The sequence below is a fragment of the Halomonas sp. HP20-15 genome (assembly GCF_033446685.1).
GTDB lineage: Bacteria > Pseudomonadota > Gammaproteobacteria > Pseudomonadales > Halomonadaceae > Modicisalibacter.
Genome location: NZ_JAWQLY010000041.1, coordinates 1 through 348 on the forward strand (window position 1 = coordinate 1; position 348 = coordinate 348).

1 protein-coding gene is annotated in these 348 nt (G+C 70.7%); it reads right to left on the reverse strand.

From position 1 onward, the window contains the following. On the reverse strand, window positions 1-348 hold a 348-nt coding region (locus R6258_RS18765), incomplete at both ends, for an ABC transporter ATP-binding protein (RefSeq protein WP_318453471.1).

Consider the following 348-nt stretch of genomic DNA (forward strand, 5'->3'; position numbering starts at 1 on the left):
GTTGCGCACGATCGCCCGGCCGATCGCCACACGCTGGCGCTGGCCGCCGGACAGCGCGCGGGGCTTGCGGTCGAGCAGTTCCTCGAGCTGCAGGATGCGCGCGGCGGCGAGCACCTTCTCGCGGCGCTCGGCCTTGGGCACCTTGGCCAGGCGCAGGCTGAAGCCCATGTTGTCCTCGACGCTCATGTGCGGGTAGAGCGCGTAGCTCTGGAAGACCATCGCCAGGCCGCGATCGGCGGGGCCGACGTCGTTGATGCGCTGACCGTCGATGGAGATGTCGCCGCTGGTGGTGCTCTCGAGGCCGGCGATCATCCGCATCAGGGTCGACTTGCCGCAGCCGGAGGGGCC